The sequence below is a fragment of the Sphingomonas ginsenosidivorax genome (genome assembly GCF_007995065.1).
In the GTDB taxonomy this organism is placed as follows: domain Bacteria; phylum Pseudomonadota; class Alphaproteobacteria; order Sphingomonadales; family Sphingomonadaceae; genus Sphingomonas; species Sphingomonas ginsenosidivorax.
Window position 1 is genome coordinate 2,738,684 of the sequence record NZ_VOQR01000001.1, and the last position, 19,670, is coordinate 2,758,353.

21 protein-coding genes and 2 tRNA genes are annotated in these 19,670 nt (G+C 68.5%); 12 read left to right on the plus strand and 11 right to left on the minus strand.

Annotated elements, in window-relative coordinates:
- Positions 1–96 precede the first annotated feature (96 nt).
- Positions 97–1,113, minus strand: coding sequence for a zinc-binding alcohol dehydrogenase family protein (locus FSB78_RS12395; protein ID WP_147082932.1), 1,017 nt, complete (start codon positions 1,111–1,113; stop codon positions 97–99).
- A gap of 272 nt (positions 1,114–1,385) precedes the next feature.
- Between FSB78_RS12395 and FSB78_RS12400 the strand changes: the two genes are divergently transcribed.
- From FSB78_RS12400 to FSB78_RS12410, 3 genes are read left to right on the plus strand one after another with little or no spacing between them, the layout of a single operon-like run.
- Positions 1,386–2,594 carry a toxic anion resistance protein gene (locus FSB78_RS12400; RefSeq protein WP_147084178.1) on the plus strand — a complete coding sequence of 403 codons (1,209 nt, stop codon included), beginning with the start codon at positions 1,386–1,388 and terminating at the stop codon, positions 2,592–2,594.
- Between the two features lie 4 nt (positions 2,595–2,598).
- Positions 2,599–3,321 carry a hypothetical protein gene (locus FSB78_RS12405; protein ID WP_147082933.1) on the plus strand — a complete coding sequence of 241 codons (723 nt, stop codon included), beginning with the start codon at positions 2,599–2,601 and terminating at the stop codon, positions 3,319–3,321.
- Positions 3,322–3,341: 20 nt separating this feature from the next.
- On the plus strand, positions 3,342–3,740 hold the full coding sequence (locus tag FSB78_RS12410; RefSeq protein ID WP_147082934.1) for a GFA family protein: 399 nt from the start codon (positions 3,342–3,344) through the stop codon (positions 3,738–3,740).
- Between the two features lie 17 nt (positions 3,741–3,757).
- Here the strand turns inward: FSB78_RS12410 and FSB78_RS12415 are convergent, their stop codons facing one another.
- Genes FSB78_RS12415 through ubiA form a run of 3 tightly spaced genes read right to left on the minus strand, consistent with a single transcriptional unit; the run spans position 3,758 to position 6,818 of the window.
- Positions 3,758–4,537, minus strand: a complete 780-nt coding sequence (locus FSB78_RS12415) for a 3'(2'),5'-bisphosphate nucleotidase CysQ (protein WP_147082935.1) — start codon at positions 4,535–4,537, stop codon at positions 3,758–3,760.
- Entirely contained in the window at positions 4,530–5,876 is a 1,347-nt protein-coding gene (locus tag FSB78_RS12420) for a TldD/PmbA family protein (RefSeq protein WP_147082936.1), read from the minus strand. The genes FSB78_RS12415 and FSB78_RS12420 overlap by 8 nt, the downstream gene beginning before the upstream one ends.
- Before the next feature lie 15 nt (positions 5,877–5,891).
- Entirely contained in the window at positions 5,892–6,818 is a 927-nt protein-coding gene (gene ubiA / locus FSB78_RS12425; protein WP_147082937.1) for a 4-hydroxybenzoate octaprenyltransferase, read from the minus strand.
- A gap of 84 nt (positions 6,819–6,902) precedes the next feature.
- Between ubiA and FSB78_RS19285 the strand changes: the two genes are divergently transcribed.
- The 3 genes from FSB78_RS19285 (at position 6,903) to FSB78_RS12435 (ending at position 9,400) form a co-directional block, all read left to right on the plus strand.
- Entirely contained in the window at positions 6,903–7,061 is a 159-nt protein-coding gene (locus FSB78_RS19285) for a hypothetical protein (protein ID WP_199743176.1), read from the plus strand.
- 160 nt (positions 7,062–7,221) lie between these two features.
- Entirely contained in the window at positions 7,222–7,965 is a 744-nt protein-coding gene (locus FSB78_RS12430; protein ID WP_147082938.1) for a 16S rRNA (uracil(1498)-N(3))-methyltransferase, read from the plus strand.
- Between the two features lie 67 nt (positions 7,966–8,032).
- Positions 8,033–9,400, plus strand: coding sequence for a glutamate--cysteine ligase (locus tag FSB78_RS12435; RefSeq protein WP_147082939.1), 1,368 nt, complete (start codon positions 8,033–8,035; stop codon positions 9,398–9,400).
- Between the two features lie 83 nt (positions 9,401–9,483).
- On the opposite strand, the gene FSB78_RS12440 is transcribed toward FSB78_RS12435, so the two are convergent.
- Complete coding sequence (locus FSB78_RS12440) at positions 9,484–10,794, minus strand: methyltransferase family protein (protein ID WP_147082940.1); 1,311 nt, start codon at positions 10,792–10,794, stop codon at positions 9,484–9,486.
- 116 nt (positions 10,795–10,910) lie between these two features.
- Between FSB78_RS12440 and FSB78_RS12445 the strand changes: the two genes are divergently transcribed.
- A tRNA-Gly gene (locus FSB78_RS12445) sits at positions 10,911–10,984 on the plus strand.
- A gap of 72 nt (positions 10,985–11,056) precedes the next feature.
- A complete protein-coding gene (locus FSB78_RS12450) occupies positions 11,057–11,248 on the plus strand; it encodes a hypothetical protein (RefSeq protein WP_147082941.1) in 192 nt (63 codons plus the stop codon).
- On the opposite strand, the gene FSB78_RS12455 is transcribed toward FSB78_RS12450, so the two are convergent.
- The 5 genes from FSB78_RS12455 to FSB78_RS12475 form a co-directional block, all read right to left on the minus strand.
- A complete protein-coding gene (locus FSB78_RS12455; protein ID WP_147082942.1) occupies positions 11,230–12,426 on the minus strand; it encodes a GAF domain-containing sensor histidine kinase in 1,197 nt (398 codons plus the stop codon). The two genes, FSB78_RS12450 and FSB78_RS12455, sit on opposite strands and share 19 nt — an antisense overlap.
- Positions 12,427–12,659: 233 nt before the next feature.
- Positions 12,660–13,058, minus strand: a complete 399-nt coding sequence (locus FSB78_RS12460; RefSeq protein ID WP_242008252.1) for a helix-turn-helix domain-containing protein — start codon at positions 13,056–13,058, stop codon at positions 12,660–12,662.
- 24 nt (positions 13,059–13,082) lie between these two features.
- Positions 13,083–13,541 carry a hypothetical protein gene (locus tag FSB78_RS12465; protein WP_147082943.1) on the minus strand — a complete coding sequence of 153 codons (459 nt, stop codon included), beginning with the start codon at positions 13,539–13,541 and terminating at the stop codon, positions 13,083–13,085.
- A 34-nt stretch (positions 13,542–13,575) separates the two neighbouring features.
- Complete coding sequence (locus FSB78_RS12470; protein WP_147082944.1) at positions 13,576–14,532, minus strand: helix-turn-helix domain-containing protein; 957 nt, start codon at positions 14,530–14,532, stop codon at positions 13,576–13,578.
- A 125-nt stretch (positions 14,533–14,657) separates the two neighbouring features.
- A tRNA-Tyr gene (locus FSB78_RS12475) sits at positions 14,658–14,744 on the minus strand.
- Positions 14,745–14,903: 159 nt separating this feature from the next.
- On the opposite strand from FSB78_RS12475, the gene rlmB reads away from it, so the two are divergent.
- Positions 14,904–15,653, plus strand: coding sequence for a 23S rRNA (guanosine(2251)-2'-O)-methyltransferase RlmB (gene rlmB, locus FSB78_RS12480; RefSeq protein WP_147082945.1), 750 nt, complete (start codon positions 14,904–14,906; stop codon positions 15,651–15,653).
- A 127-nt stretch (positions 15,654–15,780) separates the two neighbouring features.
- Here the strand turns inward: rlmB and FSB78_RS12485 are convergent, their stop codons facing one another.
- The gene (locus FSB78_RS12485) at positions 15,781–16,098 is read right to left on the minus strand and encodes a 2Fe-2S iron-sulfur cluster-binding protein (protein ID WP_147082946.1); all 318 of its coding nucleotides are present in this window, start codon (positions 16,096–16,098) and stop codon (positions 15,781–15,783) included.
- A 54-nt stretch (positions 16,099–16,152) separates the two neighbouring features.
- Here FSB78_RS12485 and FSB78_RS12490 point away from each other — a divergent pair, with 54 nt between their 5' ends.
- The 3 genes from FSB78_RS12490 to FSB78_RS12500 all read left to right on the plus strand — a co-directional run bounded on the left by FSB78_RS12490 (position 16,153) and on the right by FSB78_RS12500 (position 19,344).
- Positions 16,153–16,776, plus strand: coding sequence for a DNA-3-methyladenine glycosylase family protein (locus tag FSB78_RS12490; RefSeq protein WP_147082947.1), 624 nt, complete (start codon positions 16,153–16,155; stop codon positions 16,774–16,776).
- Positions 16,777–16,908: 132 nt separating this feature from the next.
- Positions 16,909–17,874, plus strand: coding sequence for an MlaA family lipoprotein (locus FSB78_RS12495; RefSeq protein WP_242008253.1), 966 nt, complete (start codon positions 16,909–16,911; stop codon positions 17,872–17,874).
- Positions 17,875–18,024: 150 nt separating this feature from the next.
- Complete coding sequence (locus FSB78_RS12500) at positions 18,025–19,344, plus strand: Nramp family divalent metal transporter (protein WP_147082948.1); 1,320 nt, start codon at positions 18,025–18,027, stop codon at positions 19,342–19,344.
- Positions 19,345–19,670: the final 326 nt, after the last annotated feature.

Genomic DNA, 19,670 nt, shown 5'->3' on the forward strand with positions numbered 1-19,670 from the left:
GTCATCCTGACGAAAGTCAGGATCCAGGGTCACGCGCGGTACCGTGCTTGGCTCTGGATCCTGACGTTCGTCAGGATGACGGTGGTAGAGGGAGCGTCAGCCGAACCCCTCGAGCACGACCTTGCCCTTGGCCGTATGGCTTTCGACTCGCGCATGCGCACGGCGCAGGTTCGCGGCATTGATCGCCCCGAGAGCCTCGCCGAGCGTGGTCCTCAGCCGGCCCGCATCGACCAGTCGCGCGACTTCGGCGAGGATCAGGCCCTGCTCGCCCATGTCCGCGGTCTCGAACAGCGACCGGGTGAACATCAGCTCCCAGTGAATCGACACCGATTTCTGCTTGAACGGCACGACGTCGAGCACCTCGGGGTCGTCGATCAGCGCGAACCGCCCCTGCGGCGCGATCAGGTCGACGATCTCCGCCAGATGCGAATCGGTATGCGTTGTCGAGAACACGAACTCGGGCGCGCCCAGGCCCAGTGCCTCGACCTGCGCGGCGAGCGGCTTGCCGTGGTCGATCACGTGATGCGCCCCTAGATCGCGAACCCAGTCGCGCGTCTCGTCGCGCGAGGCGGTGGCGATCACGGTCAGGTCGGTCAGCGTCCGCGCGAGCTGCACCGCGATCGAGCCGACCCCGCCCCCGCCCCCGACGATCAGGATCGCCCGGCGACCGCCCGGCACCGGCGTGTTGACGGCCAGCCGGTCGAACAGCACCTCCCACGCGGTGATCGCGGTCAGCGGCAACGCCGCCGCCTGCGCCCAGTCGAGCGAGGCCGGCTTGGCGCCGACCAGCCGCTCGTCGACCAAGTGATATTCGGCATTGGTCCCCGGCCGGTCGAGCGCGCCGGCGTAGTAGACCGCATCGCCGATCGCGAAACCGGTGACGTCGGGCCCGACCGCCTCGACCACCCCCGCCGCGTCCCAGCCGAGCACCTGCCACGCCCCGTCCGCGTCCACGCGGCGCTGGCGGATCTTGGCGTCGACCGGGTTCACCGACACCGCCTTCACCGCGACGAGTAGGTCGCGGCCCGTCGCTTCGGGCTTGGGGAGGTCGATGTCGACCAGCGACTGTGGGTCGTCGATGGGGAGCGAGCGGGTATAGCCGATGGCACGCATGGAAATCTCCTTGGGAGCCTTCCAGCTGTTGACGCAGGCGGCCGGTTTCAAGGCGGCCCCCTTACGATCCTCCCCTGCCAGGGGGAGGTGGCACCGAAGGTGACGGAGGGGGAGGACACGAAACAGAGGTGACCCGATCCGCCCCCTCCGTCAGGCTACGCCTGCCACCTCCCCCTGGCGGGGGAGGATTATCGCAGTGTATTACCCCCATATACCACTTGAACGCAGCGCCGGTTGCCGTCACCATGCGCACCGCTGATCTGGAGACCGACATGGCGACGACCCCCGACACGCTGAGCCCCGAGAAAGAGCTCGTGCTGACACCGCCCGATCCCGTGCCCACGGTCTCGGCCGAACGCGCCGCCGGGCTCGTCCCCGTCGATTCCGGCGTGAAGTCGCAGCTCGACGAACGCGTCGCGGGCTTCGTCAGCGACCTCGTCGCCCAGGACGTGAACTCCCCCGAATTCGGCAAGCGCGTCGACGCGATCACCGCGATGGGCGCCAAGGAGATCCGCGAGGCCGCCGGCCAATCGAACCGCTTCCTCGACCGCCCGGTCAAGGCGATGGATCAGGAGACCGGCGTCGGCAAGGACCTCGCCGCGCTGCGCCGCGTCGTCGAGGATCTCGACCCCGGCAAGAAGGGCAACCTCACCGCGCCGCAGAAGCTGTTCGGGATCATCCCGTTCGGCAGCAAGATGCGCAATTATTTCGACGGCTACAAATCGTCGCAGACGCACATCGCGCAGATCCTGAAGAGCCTGTCCTCGGGCAAGGACGAGCTGCTGATGGACAATGCCGCGATCGATACCGAGCGCAGCAACCTGTGGGCGGCGATGGGGCGGCTCGAACAGATGATCCATCTGTCGAAGACGATGGACGCGAGACTCGAGGACGTCGCGAACGAGCTCGACCACACCGACCCCGCCAAGGCCAAGGCGATCCGCGAGACCGCGCTCTTCTACACGCGCCAGCGAACGCAGGACCTGCTGACTCAGATGGCGGTGACCGTGCAGGGCTATCTCGCGCTCGATCTGGTGAAGAAGAACAATGTCGAGCTGGTGAAGGGCGTCGACCGCGCCTCGACCACCACCGTGTCCGCGCTGCGCACCGCAGTGACGGTGGCGCAGGCGCTGACCAACCAGCGGCTGGTGCTCGAACAGATCACCGCGCTCAACACCACGACCGCGAACATCATCGATTCGACCGGCAAGCTGCTGAAGTCGCAGACCGCGACGATCCACGAACAGGCCGCCGCGTCGACCATCCCGCTCGAGACGCTGCAGCGCGCGTTCCAGAACATCTACGACACGATGGACGCGATCGACACGTTCAAGCTGAAGGCGCTCGACAGCATGAAGACCACGGTCGGCGCGCTGTCGAACGAGGTCGACAAGTCGCGCGGCTATATCGCGCGCGCCGAGGGCGCGACGCAGGGGTCGCTGAACGGCCCGGGCCCGCAGTTCAAGCTGGAGTCGCTCTGATCCCATGAGCGAAGTCGACGACGCCATCGCCAGCGCGCGCAGTTCCTGGGCGCGGATTTCCGAGGACCGGTCCGCACCGCTCTCGATCGCCCGCGCTGACACCCGCAGCCGTCGTCGCACCACACAGGCGATCGGCAAGCGGCTGACACGGATCGCGGTCGCCGACGGCGCGATCCTGGTCGCGGCGGTGGCGATCGGCATGGTCGTGCCGCTCGGCATCATGGGCGCGCTGCTGGTGATGGCGTTGCTGATCGCGGCGACACTGTTGTTCGCGGTCTGGCCGGCGGAGACCGCACCGACCCCCGAGCGCCTCGCCTCGGTCGATATCAAGGCCTTGCCCGCGCAGACCGAACGCTGGCTCGACGCGCAGCGCCCCGCCCTCCCCGCGCCCGCGGTGACACTTGTCGACCGCATCGGCCTGCGCCTCGAAACGCTGTCGCCACAGCTCGTCGCGGTCGACGATGACGGTGAGGCCGCACAGGAGGTGCGGAAACTGATCGGCGAACAGCTACCCGCCTTCGTCAAGGATTACGCGCGCGTACCGCCGTCGCTCCGCACCACGCCGCGCAACGGCCGCTCGCCCGATGCCGAGCTCGTCGCCGGCCTGTCGCTGATCGAACAGGAGATCGCCGACATGACCACGCGGCTGGCGCAGGCCGATCTCGACACGTTGTCGACGCGCGGGCGCTTTCTCGAACTCAAATACAAGGACGAGAACGAGCGCTGACGACTCGCTGCGGAACGCCCATGACCGCTCGCAAGGCAACCTGTCGCTGTGGCCAGCTGACCGTCGTCTGTACGGGCGATCCCGTCCGCATCTCGGTCTGCCATTGCCTCGCCTGCCAGAAACGGTCCGGCAGCGCGTTCGCGGCGCAGGCACGCTACCCCGATGCACAAGTCTGCCTGACGGGCGAGTTCCGCGAATGGTCGCACACCGGCGACAGCGGCTCGCGGGCCACCTTCCGGTTCTGCGGTACCTGCGGCGCGACGATATCGTTCTCGAACGAGAGCCTGCCGGGCACGACCGCGATCCCGATCGGGGCGTTCGCGGACCCCGCGTTCCCGCCGCCGCTCTTCTCCGTCTATGAGGATCGCAAGCATAACTGGGTCGCGATCCTCGGCGACGCGATCGACCGCTATCGCTGAGCCGCGACCGGTTGCTGCTACCGGGTCGCGGCGGCCGCGCGTTCGGCCAGTCGTTCCACCGCCGCCGCATGGATGCCGGGTGCACTCGCCAGCACGCCGAATGCCTCGGGCCGCGGCTTGTTGAACGCGAGCGCGCCGCCGAACGCATCGCTCACCGCCGCGCCGGCCTCGCTCGCGATCAGCGCGGCGGCGGCGATGTCCCATTCATTGCCCCAGCGCAGCGTGGCGACCAGGTCCGCCTCGTCCGCCGCGACCATCGCGATGCGCAACGCGATCGAGTTGGGCTTGTGGATCGCGGTCAGGTCGCGGTCCGCCTTGGGCAGCGCGTCGCTCGGCACGCGCGACCCGGCGAACTGTGTGCGATCGCCTGCCCGCAGTGCCAGGCCATTGCGCGTCGCCCCCTGCCCGAGAGCCGCACGCCAGCGCTCGCCACGCGACGGCGCATCGAGCACGCCGATCGTCACGACGCCGCGCTCGATCAGCGCGACCGACACGCACCAGCCGGGCCGCGCGCGGATATAGTCGCGGGTGCCGTCGATCGGATCGACCACCCAGACGCGGTCGCGCGCGAGCCGGTCGGGATTGTCGGCGGTCTCCTCCGACAGCCAGCCGGCGTCGGGGAGCAACGCGGACAGCTGCGCCTTGAGCATCGCGTCGACGTCGAGGTCGACCTCGCACACCGGGCTGCCGGGCGTCTTCTCCCAGCGGCGGAAGTCGGTGTCGAACCGGGCGAGCGCCATCTGCCCCGCCTCGGCCGCGATCCTTGCGACCGCATCCAGGATCGCGCGGTCAGCCACTCGCGACGGTCATCCCCTCGACGCGCAGCGTCGGCACGTTGACGCCGTAGCGGAACTCCAGGTCGTTGGCGGGGGTCAGCGCCAGGAACATGTCGCGGACGTTGCCCGCGATCGTGAACTCGGCGACCGGCTCGGTGATCACGCCGTTCTCGATCCTGAAGCCCGCCGCGCCGCGGCTATAGTCGCCCGTTACGCCGTTCGCGCCGCCGCCCATCAGTTCGGTGACGTACACGCCCGAGACGATGTCCTCGACCAAGGTCGCCGGGGGAACACGCCCCGCCTCCATGAACACGTTGCTGGTCGAGACGCCCGGATTGCCGCCGACGCCGCGCGCCGCATGGCCCGTCGGCGACAGGCCCAATTGGCGGGCCGACGCCGAATCGAGCAGCCAGCTCTCCAGCATCCCCGCCTCGATGATCGCGGTCGGCGACACCGGCAGCCCCTCGCCGTCGAACGGTCGCGAGCGCAGCCCGTGCGGGCGGTGCGGATCGTCGCGGATCGTCACGCCGGGCGCGAACACCTGCGTGCCGAGCGCCTCGAGCAGGAAGCTCGTTTTCCGCGTGATCGACGAGCCCGAGATCGCACCGATCAGATGGCCGACGAGCGATCCGCCGACGCGCGGGTCGTAGACCACCGTCATCGGCCCGCTGGCCAGCCGCCCCGGGTTGAGCCGCGCGACCGCCTGTTCGCCTGCACGCCGGCCGATCACCTCGGGCGATTCGAGATGCGCGCGGCGGCGGGCGCTGCTGTAGGCATAGTCGCGCTGCATGCCGCCGCCTTCGCCGGCCACCACGCTCGCCGAGATGCCGTGGCCGGTCGCGGCATAGGCGCCGGCGAAGCCGTGACTCGTTGCCAGCGCCCAGACGCTGCGCGACATGCTGGCGCCGCCGCCCTCGCTGTTGGTCACGCCGGGCACCGCGCGCGCGGCATCCTCCGCGGCACGCGCGGCGTCGCGGAGCTGCTCGGGACTGACCTCGCCGCCATCGTCGAGGTCGAGCTGCGGCGGCGCGCCGTGCAGCAGCCGGTCCTGCGGGGCCAGGCCAGCCCAGGGATCCTCGGGCGCTTCGCGTGCCATCGCCACCGCGCGCTCGACCAGCGCATCCATCGCGGCGCTCGACAGGTCGGTGCTCGACACGCTCGCGGATCGCCGTCCGACGAACACGCGCAGCCCCAGTTCCTCGCTCTCCGACCGCCCGACATCCTCGAGCTTGCCGAGGCGGATCGAGACGTCGAGCGCGGCGTCGGCGGCAAAGACGGCGTCCGCGGCATCGGCGCCCGCGGCGGCGGCGCGCGCGACGATATCGGTGGCGCGGTCGCGGGCTTGGTCGGGGGTCAGCATCCGCCCGACTTAGGGTCAGAGGCTCGTGCCGACAACCATACAGGCGAGGAACATCAGCAGCCCGGCGAACCGGTTGCTGCGGAACCGCGCGAGCGCGCCGGCGCCGTCGTCGGGCCTGAGCGTCACGACCTGCCAGCCGAGATGCAGCGCGATCGGCAAGAGCGTCGCGATCACGAGCGGATCGGGGCGCATCAGCCAGAAGGCGCCGGCCCAGAACGCCAGCGCGACGCCGTAGAACGTGGCGACCCCGCCTTTCACATGACGCCCCATCCGCAGCGCGGACGACCGGACGCCGATCATCGCATCGTCCTCGCGGTCCTGCAGCGCATAGATTGTGTCATAGCCGATCACCCAGGCGATCGACCCGGCATAGAGCAGCCACATCGGCGCCGAGAGCTGACCTGCGATGTCGCTCCACCCGACCAGCAGCGCCCAGGAGAAGACGAGCCCGAGCCACGCCTGCGGCCACCAGGTGATCCGCTTCATGAACGGGTAGGCGGCCACCGGCGCGAGGCTGGCGAGCGCGACCACCGCGGCGAACGGCGTGAGTTGCAGCAGCACGACGAGCCCGACCAGGCACAGGGCGACGAGCCAGACCCAGGCGAGCCTGATCGACACCAGGCCGCTCGGGATCGGCCGGGCCCGCGTGCGCGCGACCTGCGCGTCGAGATCGCGGTCGACGATGTCGTTGAACACGCATCCCGCCCCGCGCATCGCGATGCTGCCGAGCAGGAACCACAGGATCAGGTCCCAACGCGCGACCGCCGCGCCGGCGAGCGCGATCCCCCACGCGCCCGGCCAGAACAACAGCCACCAGCCGATCGGCCGATCGAACCGCGCGAGCAGCGCGAGTCCGCGCAGCGTCGGGGGCAGGCGTCCGACGAGGCCCCCATACTGGCTATCGGGAACGCGCTCGCTGTCGGGGACGATCTCTGCCTGCATGCCCGCGGGGTTAGGAACAGCGGGTTTGGCGCGCAAGCCCGGAGCGGCTAGGCTCCACTCAGTGTCGCGTCCGGAACCCCTGTCATGATCGGCCTTTCGGTTGCCGTCGGCCGCTTCGTCGAGGCGCTGTTCTGGGGCATCTTTCGCGTCGCAGGGGCTGTCGCGGGGGTGATGCTCTGCGCGGTTGTGGTGCTGGTGATCCTGGTCGTGGTGGCACGCAAGATCTGGGCGCGGCGGCGATAGCGGGAGCGCCCTCTTCTTCGTCATGCTGAACTCGTTTCAGCATCCACCGCGCCACAAGCGATATCGCGTGCGGGTCGGTGGACCCTGAAACGAGTTCAGGGTGACGGTGTGGGCATCAGCTTCCCCTCCCCCTCACGGAAAGGATCGGTTAGGACGCGCCATGCCCGCCACCCCAGCCTGGCCGCCGCAATCCACGCCGCGGCTCTATGTCGACACCCCCCTCGCTCTCGGTGCCCGCGCGATCGACGGCCCCGCCGCGCATTATCTGGCCGGCGTGATGCGGATGAAGGTCGGCGATCCGGTCAAGCTGTTCGACGACACGACCGGCGAATGGCTCGCCGTCGCGACCAGCGTCGGCCGCCGCGACCTGGTGCTGGACGTCACCGAATGCCTGCGTCCTCGCGAGGACGTGCCCGACCTCTGGCTCTGCGCCGCCCCACTCAAGAAGGGGCGCGTCGACTGGATGGCGGAGAAGGCATGCGAACTCGGCGTCGCGCGGCTCGTGCCCGTCGTCACCCGCCGCACCGTCGTCGACAAGCCCAACACCGAACGGCTGCGCGCGCACATGATCGAGGCCGCCGAACAATGCGGCCGCACCGCGCTGCCCGAGGTCGCCGAGCCGGTGAAGCTCCCGGCACTTCTCCGCGACTGGCCGGCGGAGCGCGCGCTCTTCTTTGCGGACGAGACCGGTGGCATGCCCGCGCTGGAAGCGATGACGGCGCGCGGCGGTCCCGCAGCCGTGCTGATCGGCCCCGAAGGCGGGTTCGACGCGGACGAGCGCGACGCGATCCGCGCGCTTCCGCAGGCGGTCGGGATCGCGCTCGGCCCCCGGATCCTGCGCGCCGAGACCGCGGCGGCAGCGGCGGTTTCGCTGTGGATGGCGGCGGCGGGCGATTGGCGATAGCCATATCGGTACCGATCGGTCCGAATATCCCCTAGCGGCCACGTTCATCGGCGCGTAAGGCGCGGCCATGACGACCGCTTCCAAGCCCGCCAGCCCGATCATCGAATCGCGCGACCAGCTGATCCAGAGTTTCGCGCGCGGCGAAAAGCCGAAGGACGCGTGGCGGATCGGCACCGAGCACGAGAAGTTCGTCTATGCGAACGGCGACCATCACGCGCCGTCCTATGACGAGCCGTCGGGGATCCGCGCGCTGCTCGGCGAGCTCGAGCAATATGGCTGGAAGCCGGTGCTCGAGGGCGGCAAGCCGATCGCGATGTCGGGTGCGGACGGCAGCATCAGCCTCGAGCCCGCGGGTCAGTTCGAGCTGTCGGGTGCACCGCTCGACAATCTGCACGAGACGTGCGCCGAGACCGGCCGGCACCTCGACCAAGTGAAAGCTGCGGGCGAGAAGCTCGGCATCGGGTTCCTCGGGCTCGGCATGTGGCCCGACAAGACGCGCGCCGAGCTGCCGACGATGCCCAAGGGGCGCTATGCGATCATGCTGCGGCACATGCCACGGGTCGGCAGCATGGGGCTCGACATGATGCTGCGCACCTGCACGATCCAGGTGAACCTCGACTATGCGTCCGAAGCCGACATGGCGAAGAAGTTCCGTGTCGGCCTCGCGCTGCAGCCGCTCGCGACCGCGCTGTTCGCCAACTCGCCGTTCACCGAAGGCAAGCCCAACGGCATGCTGTCGTACCGCAGCCATATCTGGTCGGACACCGATCCGCACCGCACCGGCATGCTGCCCTTCGTGTTCGAGGACGGCTTCGGCTACGAACGCTATGCCGAGTATGCGCTCGATGTGCCGATGTACTTCGTCTACCGCGACGGCAAGTATATCGATGCCGCCGGCCTCTCGTTCCGCGACTTCCTGAAGGGTGAGCTGTCGATCCTGCCGGGCGAGAAGCCGACGCTGGACGACTGGACCGACCATCTGTCGACCGCGTTCCCCGAGGTGCGGCTGAAGACCTTCCTCGAGATGCGCGGCGCCGATGGCGGGCCGTGGAACCGGATCTGCGCGCTGCCGGCGCTGTGGGTCGGGTTGCTCTACGACCAAAATGCGCTCGATGCGGCGTGGGATCTGATCAAGGACTGGACGATCGACGAGCGCCAGGCGTTGCGCGACGCGGTGCCGAAGCTCGGGCTCGACGCGCCGATCGCGGGCGGGGGCAAGCTCCGCGACATCGCCGGTGCGGCGCTCGACATCGCGAGCGCGGGGCTGTCGGCGCGCGCACGGCTCAACCGCGCGGGCGACAACGAGACGGGGTTCCTCGACCCGCTCCGCGAGATCGTGCGCAGTGGGAAGGTGCCGGCGCAGGTTCTGCTCGACCGCTATCACGGAGTGTGGGGCGGCGATGTTTCGAAGGTGTATGACGAGGCCAGCTTCTGACCTCCCCGTCATGCTGAACTCGTTTCAGCATCCACCGCGCCGCGGGCGATATCGCTTGCGGATAAGTGGACCCTGAAACGAGTTCAGGGTGACGGAGCCTCGGGTAACGGCGTCGGGGTCTTGGGCCGCAGACGCGCGAACAGCCGCGGCACCAGCCCGTGCCGCGCCATCCAGTCGCTGTACGCGCGGTAGGCCGGGTCCAGCCCCAGATGCCGCTCCTCGGTCTTGGCGCGCCAGTAATAGACCCCGCTGACCGCCATCATCAGCAACGTCGCGCGCACCGCGTCGGTCGTGGTCCCCATCGTCAGCACGGGGATCGTCGACAGCCACCAGAACAGGTTCTTCGACAGATAGGCCGGGTGCCGCGAGAACGCATAGGGCCCGTGCGTCAGGATGCCGCGATGCGTGAGGTTGGAGAAACGCATCCCGAACGCCATCGTCGCCCAGGCATAGATCCCGGTCAGCCCGACCAGCACCGACCCCAGCAGCGCGAGCACCACCGGATGGTACTGGAACCAGAAATCCCAGTAGCGCGTGCCCTCGTGGTAATCGAGCGGGCCGCCGGTGCTCATCAGGATGAACGGCGGATAGCACATCAGCGCGGCGAGCCACGCCACCGCGAACGGATTGGCGCTGCGGATGTGCGAATCGAGCGGGCGGAACGTCAGCAGATAGCCGACCGTCGCGAACGCCACGTCGATCGTGAACATGAAGGTGATCAGCCAGTTCGCGAGCGCGGCCGGATCGCGCAGGATCGCGCTGGTATCGCCGCGGATGAAGTCGCCGAACCCCGGCGGCACGATCGCCAGCATGAAGGCGAGGAAGAAGGTCTTCACCCCCCAGGCGCGCAGATGGCCGTAGATCGCCTCGCGGTCGACGCCCCCCTGCCCGGTCAGCCACGCGCCGAGATGCCAGGCGCCGTCCTTCGGCTCGACCAGATAGCGGTCGAGCCAGGTCACATAGGGGATCGACGCGACGAACAGGATCGGCGCGGCGTTGGTGAAGCACCACATCGCGAACGCGAAATTGCCCGTCCAGTAGAAGCGGCCCATGAAATAGATCGTCGCGATCCCGATCCAGGTGACCCAGAAGGCAGCGAGCTTGGTGAGGCTCAGCTCGATCGTGTCGCGCCAGGGTCGCGGCGACGACCAGTCGATCCCCGTGCTCGGGTTCCGGTGCACCTTGTCGACCAGCAGCGACCAGATCACCATCGGCACCCCGCACGCGGCCAGGTTGACCAGCGCCGAATAGGGCCCGTCCATGCCGTAGCGACGCGCGATCGCCACCCAGGTGAGCACGCCTGCGAGGCCGGCAAGCCCGGCGCCGTGGCTGACCGCCGATCGGGGACGGGGATCGGCCTGGGTCTGGGCCGCGAGCGCGGGGTCGTGATACATGGCAGAGGCCCTAGCCGATATTGGTAAGCAAGCCGTGAAGCATTCGGCGGCTTGCGCGCGCCGCGGCCCGACGCTAACCCGTCCGCAGCGACGACACCGCGCGATCACGCCCCTGGGCGGGTATAGTACAATGGTAGTACAGCAGCCTTCCAAGCTGAATACACGGGTTCGATTCCCGTTACCCGCTCCACCGCCGCCTTCCAGCACGAGCCCCTCGCCTTCCGACGCACAGTCCCGGCTCGATCCGCCGCGGAGATATCGGATGAAGGAGGCGATACGCCCCCTGATCCTCGTGGCTGGCCTCGCCACCGGTTGCGCGGACCGACGCGACGTGATCATGACACCCGGCATGCCGCCGATCTGCGGCTATTCCGAGCCGGAAATCGATCCCGGTTGCCGGATCCAGCCCCAGCCCCCGCCTCAACCCACGCCGACTCAAACCAGCGGCATCTGAAGACTGAAGCGCGTCTCCTCGGTCGTCGATGCCACGCTCAGATGCCCGTCATGCGCCGCGGCGATCTTGGCGGCGATGTAGAGGCCGAGACCCAGCCCTTCGCGGTCCGAGGCCGCCTTTCCCCTGACGAAGGGCTGGAACAGCTGCTCCATCGCGGCCGGCGGTATCGGCTGCCCGCCGTTCGCGACGGACAGGGTGAACACGCCGTCCTGCGACGAGCAGAGGACGCGGACCGGCTGCGCGGACGTGCCGTGCGTCAGCGCGTTGCCGATCAGGTTGGACAGCAATTGCGCAATCCGATCGGCATCGCAGTGGACCTGCTGGTCCGTCGAGCATTCCGCCGAGATCACATGATCGGGATGCGTGCTCGCCAGTTCGGTCACCACCTGGTCGATGATCGGCTCGATCGGTACCAGCGTGCGCCGCAGCGCGATGCCGCCGCCCAGTTGTCCCCGCGCGAGGTCGAGGACGTCGGCGATCAACCCGGTCATGCGGTCGGTGCTGCGGCGCATCTGCGCGAGCAGCAAGGCGGCCCGCTCGGGCGACGGCTGGTTCTCGAGTAGCGTGATCCCCGCCTGGATCGCCGCCAACGGGTTGCGGAGGTCATGCCCCATCACCGCGATGAACTGCTCGCGCAACTCCGCCGCCTCCTGCTGCGCCGCGACATCGGCCTGGCTGTCCCCGAGGCGCCGTGCCTGATCCAGCGTGAAGCCGATCAGCTTGGCGAACATCGCGAACATGCTCCGGATTTCGGGCCTGGCGAGATCGCGGGGCTCCGGATCGATCGCGCACAACGTCCCGAAGAAGCTGCCGTCCGGCAGGATGATGGGGTAGGAGATGTAACTGCGGAACCCGTACTGCGCCGGCGTGCGATGCGTGCCGAAGACCGGATCGCCAAACGCGTCCGAAATGATCACCGGGTCGCCGGACCGCCGGATTTCGTCGCAAAGCGTCGTCCCGAGTTCGAGTTCGCCGCCGGGCTCGAGGCCGAAATCGATGGTGTCGCGAACCCCGCAGGCGATCCAGCGCTTGTCGGTCACCCGCGCGACCGCCGCAAACCCCATGCCGGTCGTCTGGCAGACCGTTTCCAGAATTGTCGGGATGATGGCGATACGGCTTGCCAGATCGACATCCGACCTGTCGCGGCCCTGCTCCACCCCTACTCTGCCATCCCCCATCTGGACATCTTAACCTATATTGATACGCGACGGTGCCTTTACGCAGACTTGATCGAAGTTCGGGATTTGGCAACTGTTCGATCCGCGCCGATGTATATTTTCGGACGCGCGCCGCGAGTAACCGCCCGTCCGCCGGGACCGATCATCGCGAGCGACCGGCAGGAAATATGAAACGACCCCGGCGCCGACGCGACGTTGCCGCGCCTGCGCTGGGGTCGACGGTCGCCTGCCCGTCAGGGAAGCGCGAGCATTGCCAGCAGGTTGGTCATCCGGCGTCGCCCGAGCGTCGTCAGCTTGACGTGCGAGCGCCGGCCATCGGTCGCGTCGCGGACGCGTTCGACCAGCGCGGCGTCCTGCAGCAGCGACAGATAGCGCAGTGCGGTCGCCGACGGCGCGCGGGCGCCGATGCAGACCGCGGACACGCTCAGCTGGCGGTCGTCATAGTCCGAGATGAACAGGTCCAGGAGGATGTCCCAGGCCGGTTCGGAGAACAGCAGGTTGCCGAGCTCGGCGTCGCGCCGCTTGCGCAGCAGGTAGAGCCGCCGCGCGACATCGACCAGCGTCGCGCCCGGCTTCTTCACGGCAACCGATCCCCGGCCGAGGGCCGGGACGTCGATAAGGGCATGGTGCATCGAACCAGTTCCGATTCATGGACGCTAGCGCAGGGTCGGGTCCTGACGGCTCCAGTCGAGATCCCAGCCCTTGGACCGGATTCGCGACGCATGCCGAAGGGTGCCGATCACGAGCAGCACGACGATGGGATAGCTCCACGCCGCCGCGAGAACCGCATAGGTCAGGCGGATGACGTCGGGGCTGATCGCGCGGGCAAGATGCGCACCCGTGCCGAGCAGATGGAGCGCGGTGGCCCAGGCGGGCCAGAAACGATCGGCATGGAGGGTGATGGCGAGCATGACTGCGAGCAAGGCGAGGTCGACGAGCAGGACGTCGAGTTCGACGCCCGCGAACCGGACCGCCATGTCATCCTGCAGGACCTGCGTCGATACCGCTGCGAGCAGCAGCGCAAGCCCGAGCACGCGCTCGGGTGCGCCGCCGCGCCACAATGCGAATACGGAGGCCGCGATCTGGATCGCGTAGAATATCCAGACGCGATCCATACCGTTTCCTTCGCCCCCTACCGAAACGCTGCGATCAGGCGACCGCGGAAAGCCGCGGTGCCTCGCGCAGCGCGCCTTCGTTCGGCGGGCATTCCGACACGTCGCCATAGCCGTAGAACTGGCCGAGACCGATGTCGTGGCGCACCTCGATCAGCGCACGGTGCGCATCGACGAAGCGCTGGCGGGCCTTGATGATGTCCATCGAGGCTTCGGCGACCAGCTGCAGGGCTGCGGTTCCGGTGGAGACCGGCAGATTGGCGGCGACGCGCTGCTGGAGCAGCGTCGAGACGCAGGTCGCGGCGAGCTGGGCCGCCTCGTCGACCGCGGCCTCGGCCTTCAGGAAATCCGCAGTGACCGCGTCCGTCGCACGGCGTCGTTCTTTGAGCATTGTCTGTGTCCCACCGTTCGGCACCGCGGAAGCGGCGCTGTTGAACGGAGCGGCAGCGGTCCGGCTGGATCGAAGCAGGCTGGTCAACGTCATGGCCATGTTCACGATGGCCATCGATGCGATGGCGATCATGACGGTAAGGCCGATCAGTCTGACGAGCCGCGTCCCCTTCGACGACCGGTTGCGCGCCACTCCCTCGAAACCGTCCGTCGGAAGCGTTCCGAAGAAACGGTGACCGAGCCCCCACGGCTCGGACGCCCTGACGTCTGCCGGCTCGGACGGGGGGTTGGGAACGTCGATTGGTTCGGATGGCAGCCGTTCGTACGTCGTATCGGGCGCTGGCTCGGGCGTCGGACCCGCCGCCGAACCGAACGCCTGCCCGGCGGCCGGAGCGGACAGCCCCTCATGCTCCTGCAACCGGCGCGCGGCCTCGAACCGTGATCCGACGCCGAGGATCTGGATCGCGCGCTCGATGCGCTTGTCGATGGCGGACGGGGACACGCCGACGATCGCGGCGATCTCTTTCGAGTTGTGATGCGACAGGACGAGGCGCAAACATGCGCGCTGGGCTTCGGTCAGCTGATCGATGCGTCCCCCGGTCATGGCTATGCCTTACCTGCATAGTCGGGCCGTTGCACCATATCTGTTGTATTAAGCATGCCGTTTCAGGCCATTGCGCACGCCGCTCGCGGCGGGTCCCGATACCCCGCCTGATCAGCATGGGGGTATGGTGGACAGGGTAGGGTTCGAACCTACGTAGGAGAAACTCCGGCAGATTTACAGTCTGCTGCCTTTAACCACTCGGCCACCTGTCCAGGTGTCGCTCTTCAAGCGAGGCGGCTCCATGGCGAAGCTTGCCGGGCGTGTCAACGCGGGTTGCGTCGTCGAGCGCCGCCGCATAGCGCTTTTCCGCACATGATCCGTCCAAATGAAAGACCGACGATGACCCACACATATCCAGGCGGCACGCGCTGATGGCCGCGCGGAAAGGCCATCGGCCGAGCAAGGCGCCCGCCGGCCGTCCCCGTTTCTGGGGCAAGCACGCGGTCGCCGCGGCGTTCGCCAACCCCGAGCGGGTGGTGCGGAAAATCATGGGCACGCGCGAGGCGCTGGCCGGGCTCGATCTGCCGGCCAACGTGCCGGTGACCTTTGCCGAGGCGCCCGACCTAGCGCGCCTGGTGCCGGGCGACGCACCGCACCAGGGCGTGGTGATCGAGGTCGACCCCCTCGAGGACATGTGGCTCGCCGACCTGCTCGAGCATGGCAAGGACGACAACCGGCCGCTCGTCATCCTCGACGGCGTGACCGATCCGCACAATGTCGGGGCGATCATGCGCTCGGCGGCGGCGTTCGACGCGCTGGGGATCGTGACGCCCGACCGCAACGCGCCACCCGAATCGGGGACGATCGCGCGCGCCGCATCGGGTGCGTTGGAGACGGTGCCGTGGGTCCGGGTCGTCAATCTGGCACGCGCGCTGGAGGAGATCGCCGAGGCGGGGTTCTGGCGGATCGGCCTCACCGGCCATGCCACGCAGACGCTGGGTCAGGCGATGGGCACGCAGCGAATCGCGATCGTGCTGGGCGCCGAGGGCGAAGGCATGCGGCAGAATACCGAGCAGCACTGCGACGAGCTCGCCAAGCTGCCGATCTCGGACAAGGTCGAGAGCCTCAACGTGTCGAACGCCGCGGCGATCGCACTGTATGCGGTGACGACGCGGACGTAGGCAAGAACGGGCGGACGACGGCAAGGCCGCCGTCCGCCGGGATCGGCTTCAGGCCGACCCGCCGCCCGTGCCGGACGCCGCGCGGCCCAGCCGCACGGCGGCGCGGACGGAGCCACGCCTGCGTACGTCAGTCCTCTGCGCCGATTCGCACCTTCATGCCGTCGAGCTCGTCGGTCATCGCGATCTGGCACGACAGTCGCGAGAACGCGTCGCGGTCGCTGGTCGAATCGAGCAAATCGTCCTCGTCCGGGGTGATCGGCTTGAGTTTGGCCGCAAACGCCGGGTCGACATGGACATGGCAGGTGGCGCAGCTGCAGCAGCCACCGCACAGCGCGAGGATTTCGTCGATGCCGGCGTCGCGAATCACTTCCATGACCGACAGCCCCGTCTCGCCGTTGATCTCGCGTTCTTCCCCTTCGCGGGTCACGACGATAAGCTTTGGCATGATGTCCTCCCAAAAATTCGCCCATGCCGGTCCCGACCTTCGGGAGCAAGCGTCATGGGGCTGAGCGCCGAACAGCTCGCCGCGGCGATGGCGGCGCTCTGCACGATCGAGCCGGCGTTCGCCGCCGCGGTCGCGGAGGCCGGTCACCCTGCCCCGCGCCTCAGCGACCGCGGGTTCGCGACGTTGTTGCGGACGATCGTCGGCCAGCAGGTGAGCGTCGCATCCGCCGCCGCGGTGTGGCGCAAGCTCGACGACGTCGTCGGCGGCGCCGCCGATCCGGCAAACATCGCGGGGGCGAGCGACGAGACGCTGCGCAGCGCCGGGCTGTCGCGGCAGAAGCTGGGCTATGCGCGCAGCCTGGCCGACGAGGTGACGAGCGGCCGACTCGACCTGGAGAACCTGCCCGAGGACGACGAGGAGGCGATCGCCGCGCTGGTGCGGGTCAAGGGGATCGGCCGCTGGTCGGCGGAAATCTACCTGCTGTTCGCGGAAGGGCGGACCGACATCTGGCCGGCGGGGGATCTCGCGGTGCAGATCGCGGTGGGCCGGATCCTGGGTCACGACGCACGGCCGAGCGAGAAGCTGACGCGCGAGGTCGCCGAGGCCTGGCGCCCGCACCGCGGTGCGGCGGCGATCTTCGCGTGGCATCATTACCAGGCGGACATGAAGGTCATCTGAGCGCCGCCGGCCCGGAGGGGGGAGGCGGAGGGGGGCCGGAGGGGAGGTCGGACGGCGATTTCGTGTCGCTGACCGCTTGCCTAATGTCGTGCGCTGGCGTCTGGAGGACGGACGAACCGGGAGCGATGTTGCGTGCTGATACTGACGATGGCCCTGCTGGCGGCGGCACCCCAGGCTGCTCCGGCCCCCGATCATTCAAAGGGCATACCCTCGTCCAACCCGCGCGCCGACGCGAAGGCGACGATCGCAGTCGAATCGGCGCGCGCGGCCGAGCGCCAGGCCGATGCCGCAAAGGCCGCGAAGGCCGCAGGCATCGAGGTCCGCGACGGCGACATCCTGGTGCTCGCGCGCGACAAGAAGGGCGATCCGCTGCAGGGCGCCAACGTCAAGGCGTTCGGCGCGACGCAGGCGGTCGACAGCGCGGTCGTCGGCCCGGTCGCGCGCGTCTACAAGCGCAAGGTGCCCTCCCCGATCCGCAGCGGGATCCACAATTTCCTGTACAATCTGAAGGAGCCGGTCGTGTTCCTCAACTTCCTCCTGCAGTTCAAGCCGGGCAAGGCGGCCGAGACGGCGGGCCGGTTCGTGATCAATTCGACCGTGGGTGTCGCCGGCGTGTTCGACTTCGCCAAGCGCAAGCCGTTCCGCCTGCCGCGACGCGCGAACGGCTTTGCCGACACGCTCGGCTATCACGGGGTCAAGAACGGGCCGTTCCTGTTCCTGCCGATCGTCGGGCCGACCACGGTGCGCGACCTGTTCGGCGGGTTCGTCGACCGGCTGATCCTGCCCGTGACGGTGGGGCATCCCTTCACCAGCGCGACCTATACCGCGCCGCTGGGCGTGCTCGGGGCGCTCGACCACCGCGCCGACTTCGACGAGACGCTCGAGGTGCTGCACGACGGCTCGGTCGATCCGTACACCGCATCGCGCGAATTCTATCTGCGGCGGCGCCAGGCGGAGATCGACCATCTGCATGGCCGGGACCCGGTGACGCCGCCGCCGGTGGTGCGGACGTTGCCGGTGGTGGAGCCGGTGGCGACGATTCCCGCCGAGCCTGTGCCGGCTGAGCCTGTGCCGATGCCGGAGACGGTCACGCCATAACCTCTTCGTCATGCCGGACTCCTTCCGGCATCCACGGTTCCGCACACCCTCCGGCCGGTTGGTACGCCACACGATGGACCCCGGACCAAGTCCGGGGTGACGGAAAGGGGGCGCTTGTCGCTCCCGAAACATTGCGGCACAGCGTCCGGAATGGATGCAGTCACCTCCCTCCCCCGGTCACCGGCCGCCGCCTCGCTCAGCGAGAGCCATCGCAGCGTCGCCGTCCCCGTCGGCGGGCCGTTCTGGCGGCGACTGTTCGCGTTCGCAGGCCCCGGCTATCTGGTCGCGGTCGGCTATATGGATCCCGGCAACTGGGCGACCGACATCGCTGGCGGATCGGCGTTCGGCTATACGCTCCTGTCGGTCGTGTTGCTGTCGAACCTGATGGCGATCGTGCTGCAGGCGCTGTCGGCGCGGCTCGGGATCGTCGCCGGGCTCGACCTCGCCCAGGCGTGCCGGGAGCATTATTCCAGGCCGGTCTCGGTCGCCTTGTGGGTCCTGTGTGAGATCGCGATCATCGCGTGCGACCTGGCCGAAGTGCTCGGTACCGCGATCGCGTTGAAACTGCTGTTCGGGCTGCCGCTCGTCTGGGGCGTGTGCCTGACCGCGCTCGACGTCTTCCTGATCCTCGCGTTGCAGCGCTTCGGGTTCCGCAAGCTCGAGGCGTTCATCGTCGCGCTGCTGGTGATCATCGCGGGCTGCTTCATCTTCGAGCTGTTCCTGGCGCGGCCCGACATGGCGGGCGTGCTCGGCGGGCTGGTGCCGACGACCGAGATCGTGACCAACCCGGCGATGCTCTACATCGCGATCGGGATTTTGGGCGCGACCGTGATGCCGCACAATCTCTACCTCCATTCCTCGATCGTGCAGACGCGCGCGTTCGCGCATGACGAGGCGGGCAAGCGCGACGCGATCACGATGGCGACGATCGACGGCACGGTCGCGCTGGGACTCGCCTTCTTCATCAACGCGGCGATCCTGATCCTCGCGGCGGCGACGTTCCATGTCGCGGGGCGGACCGACGTCGCCGACATCGACCAGGCGCACCAGCTGCTCGCGCCGATGCTGGGCGTGGGCGCGGCGAGCGTGGTGTTCGCGGTCGCGCTGCTCGCCTCGGGGCAGAATTCGACCGTCACGGGGACGCTCGCCGGGCAGATCGTGATGGAGGGGTTCCTGCACCTGCGGATGCCGGTCTGGGCGCGCCGCCTGGTAACGCGGCTGCTGGCGATCGTTCCGGCGGTGGTTGTCGTCGGCGCGTCGGGCGATGCAGGCGCGACCAGGCTGCTGGTGCTGAGCCAGGTGGTGCTCAGCCTGCAGCTGCCGTTCGCGGTGGTGCCGCTGGTGGCGTTCACCGGCAGCGCGAAGATCATGGGCGTGCTGGTGAGCCCGGTATGGCTGCGCATGCTCGCCTGGGGAATTGCCGCGGTGATCATCGGGCTCAACGCGACGCTGCTCTGGGGGATGCTGTAGCCCTCCCGTCATCCTGAACTCGGTTCAGGATCCACCCTGCGGCAGGCGATGCGGCCTTACTCGAACGCGGTGCTCGCGACGCGGTGGATGCTGAACCAAGTTCAGCATGACGGGTGTGTTGCTGAGGGCGCGCTGTAACCCTTCGTCATCCTGAACTTGGTTCAGGATCCACCGAGCGGCAGGCGATGCGGTCTCACTCAAAACGCGGTGCCCGCAACGCCGGAGACACCGAACCGAGTTCAGCATGACGAGGTCTGCGCGGCGAAGTCGCGGGTGACATTGCCGTCATACCGGCTAGGATCGGTAGAACCGAAACGACTTCCGGG

Bases quoted from the DNA above. Each gene is read 5' to 3' on its own strand.
- FSB78_RS12395 (WP_147082932.1), bottom strand. From the start codon at position 1,113: ATGCGTGCCATCGGCTATACCCGCTCGCTCCCCATCGACGACCCACAG.
- FSB78_RS12400 (WP_147084178.1), top strand. From the start codon at position 1,386: ATGGCGACGACCCCCGACACGCTGAGCCCCGAGAAAGAGCTCGTGCTG.
- FSB78_RS12405 (WP_147082933.1), top strand. From the start codon at position 2,599: ATGAGCGAAGTCGACGACGCCATCGCCAGCGCGCGCAGTTCCTGGGCG.
- FSB78_RS12410 (WP_147082934.1), top strand. From the start codon at position 3,342: ATGACCGCTCGCAAGGCAACCTGTCGCTGTGGCCAGCTGACCGTCGTC.
- FSB78_RS12420 (WP_147082936.1), bottom strand. From the start codon at position 5,876: ATGCTGACCCCCGACCAAGCCCGCGACCGCGCCACCGATATCGTCGCG.
- ubiA (WP_147082937.1), bottom strand. From the start codon at position 6,818: ATGCAGGCAGAGATCGTCCCCGACAGCGAGCGCGTTCCCGATAGCCAG.
- FSB78_RS19285 (WP_199743176.1), top strand. From the start codon at position 6,903: ATGATCGGCCTTTCGGTTGCCGTCGGCCGCTTCGTCGAGGCGCTGTTC.
- FSB78_RS12430 (WP_147082938.1), top strand. From the start codon at position 7,222: ATGCCCGCCACCCCAGCCTGGCCGCCGCAATCCACGCCGCGGCTCTAT.
- FSB78_RS12435 (WP_147082939.1), top strand. From the start codon at position 8,033: ATGACGACCGCTTCCAAGCCCGCCAGCCCGATCATCGAATCGCGCGAC.
- FSB78_RS12440 (WP_147082940.1), bottom strand. From the start codon at position 10,794: ATGTATCACGACCCCGCGCTCGCGGCCCAGACCCAGGCCGATCCCCGT.
- FSB78_RS12450 (WP_147082941.1), top strand. From the start codon at position 11,057: ATGAAGGAGGCGATACGCCCCCTGATCCTCGTGGCTGGCCTCGCCACC.
- FSB78_RS12455 (WP_147082942.1), bottom strand. From the start codon at position 12,426: ATGGGGGATGGCAGAGTAGGGGTGGAGCAGGGCCGCGACAGGTCGGAT.
- FSB78_RS12460 (WP_242008252.1), bottom strand. From the start codon at position 13,058: ATGCACCATGCCCTTATCGACGTCCCGGCCCTCGGCCGGGGATCGGTT.
- FSB78_RS12465 (WP_147082943.1), bottom strand. From the start codon at position 13,541: ATGGATCGCGTCTGGATATTCTACGCGATCCAGATCGCGGCCTCCGTA.
- FSB78_RS12470 (WP_147082944.1), bottom strand. From the start codon at position 14,532: ATGACCGGGGGACGCATCGATCAGCTGACCGAAGCCCAGCGCGCATGT.
- rlmB (WP_147082945.1), top strand. From the start codon at position 14,904: ATGGCCGCGCGGAAAGGCCATCGGCCGAGCAAGGCGCCCGCCGGCCGT.
- FSB78_RS12485 (WP_147082946.1), bottom strand. From the start codon at position 16,098: ATGCCAAAGCTTATCGTCGTGACCCGCGAAGGGGAAGAACGCGAGATC.
- FSB78_RS12490 (WP_147082947.1), top strand. From the start codon at position 16,153: ATGGGGCTGAGCGCCGAACAGCTCGCCGCGGCGATGGCGGCGCTCTGC.
- FSB78_RS12500 (WP_147082948.1), top strand. From the start codon at position 18,025: ATGGATGCAGTCACCTCCCTCCCCCGGTCACCGGCCGCCGCCTCGCTC.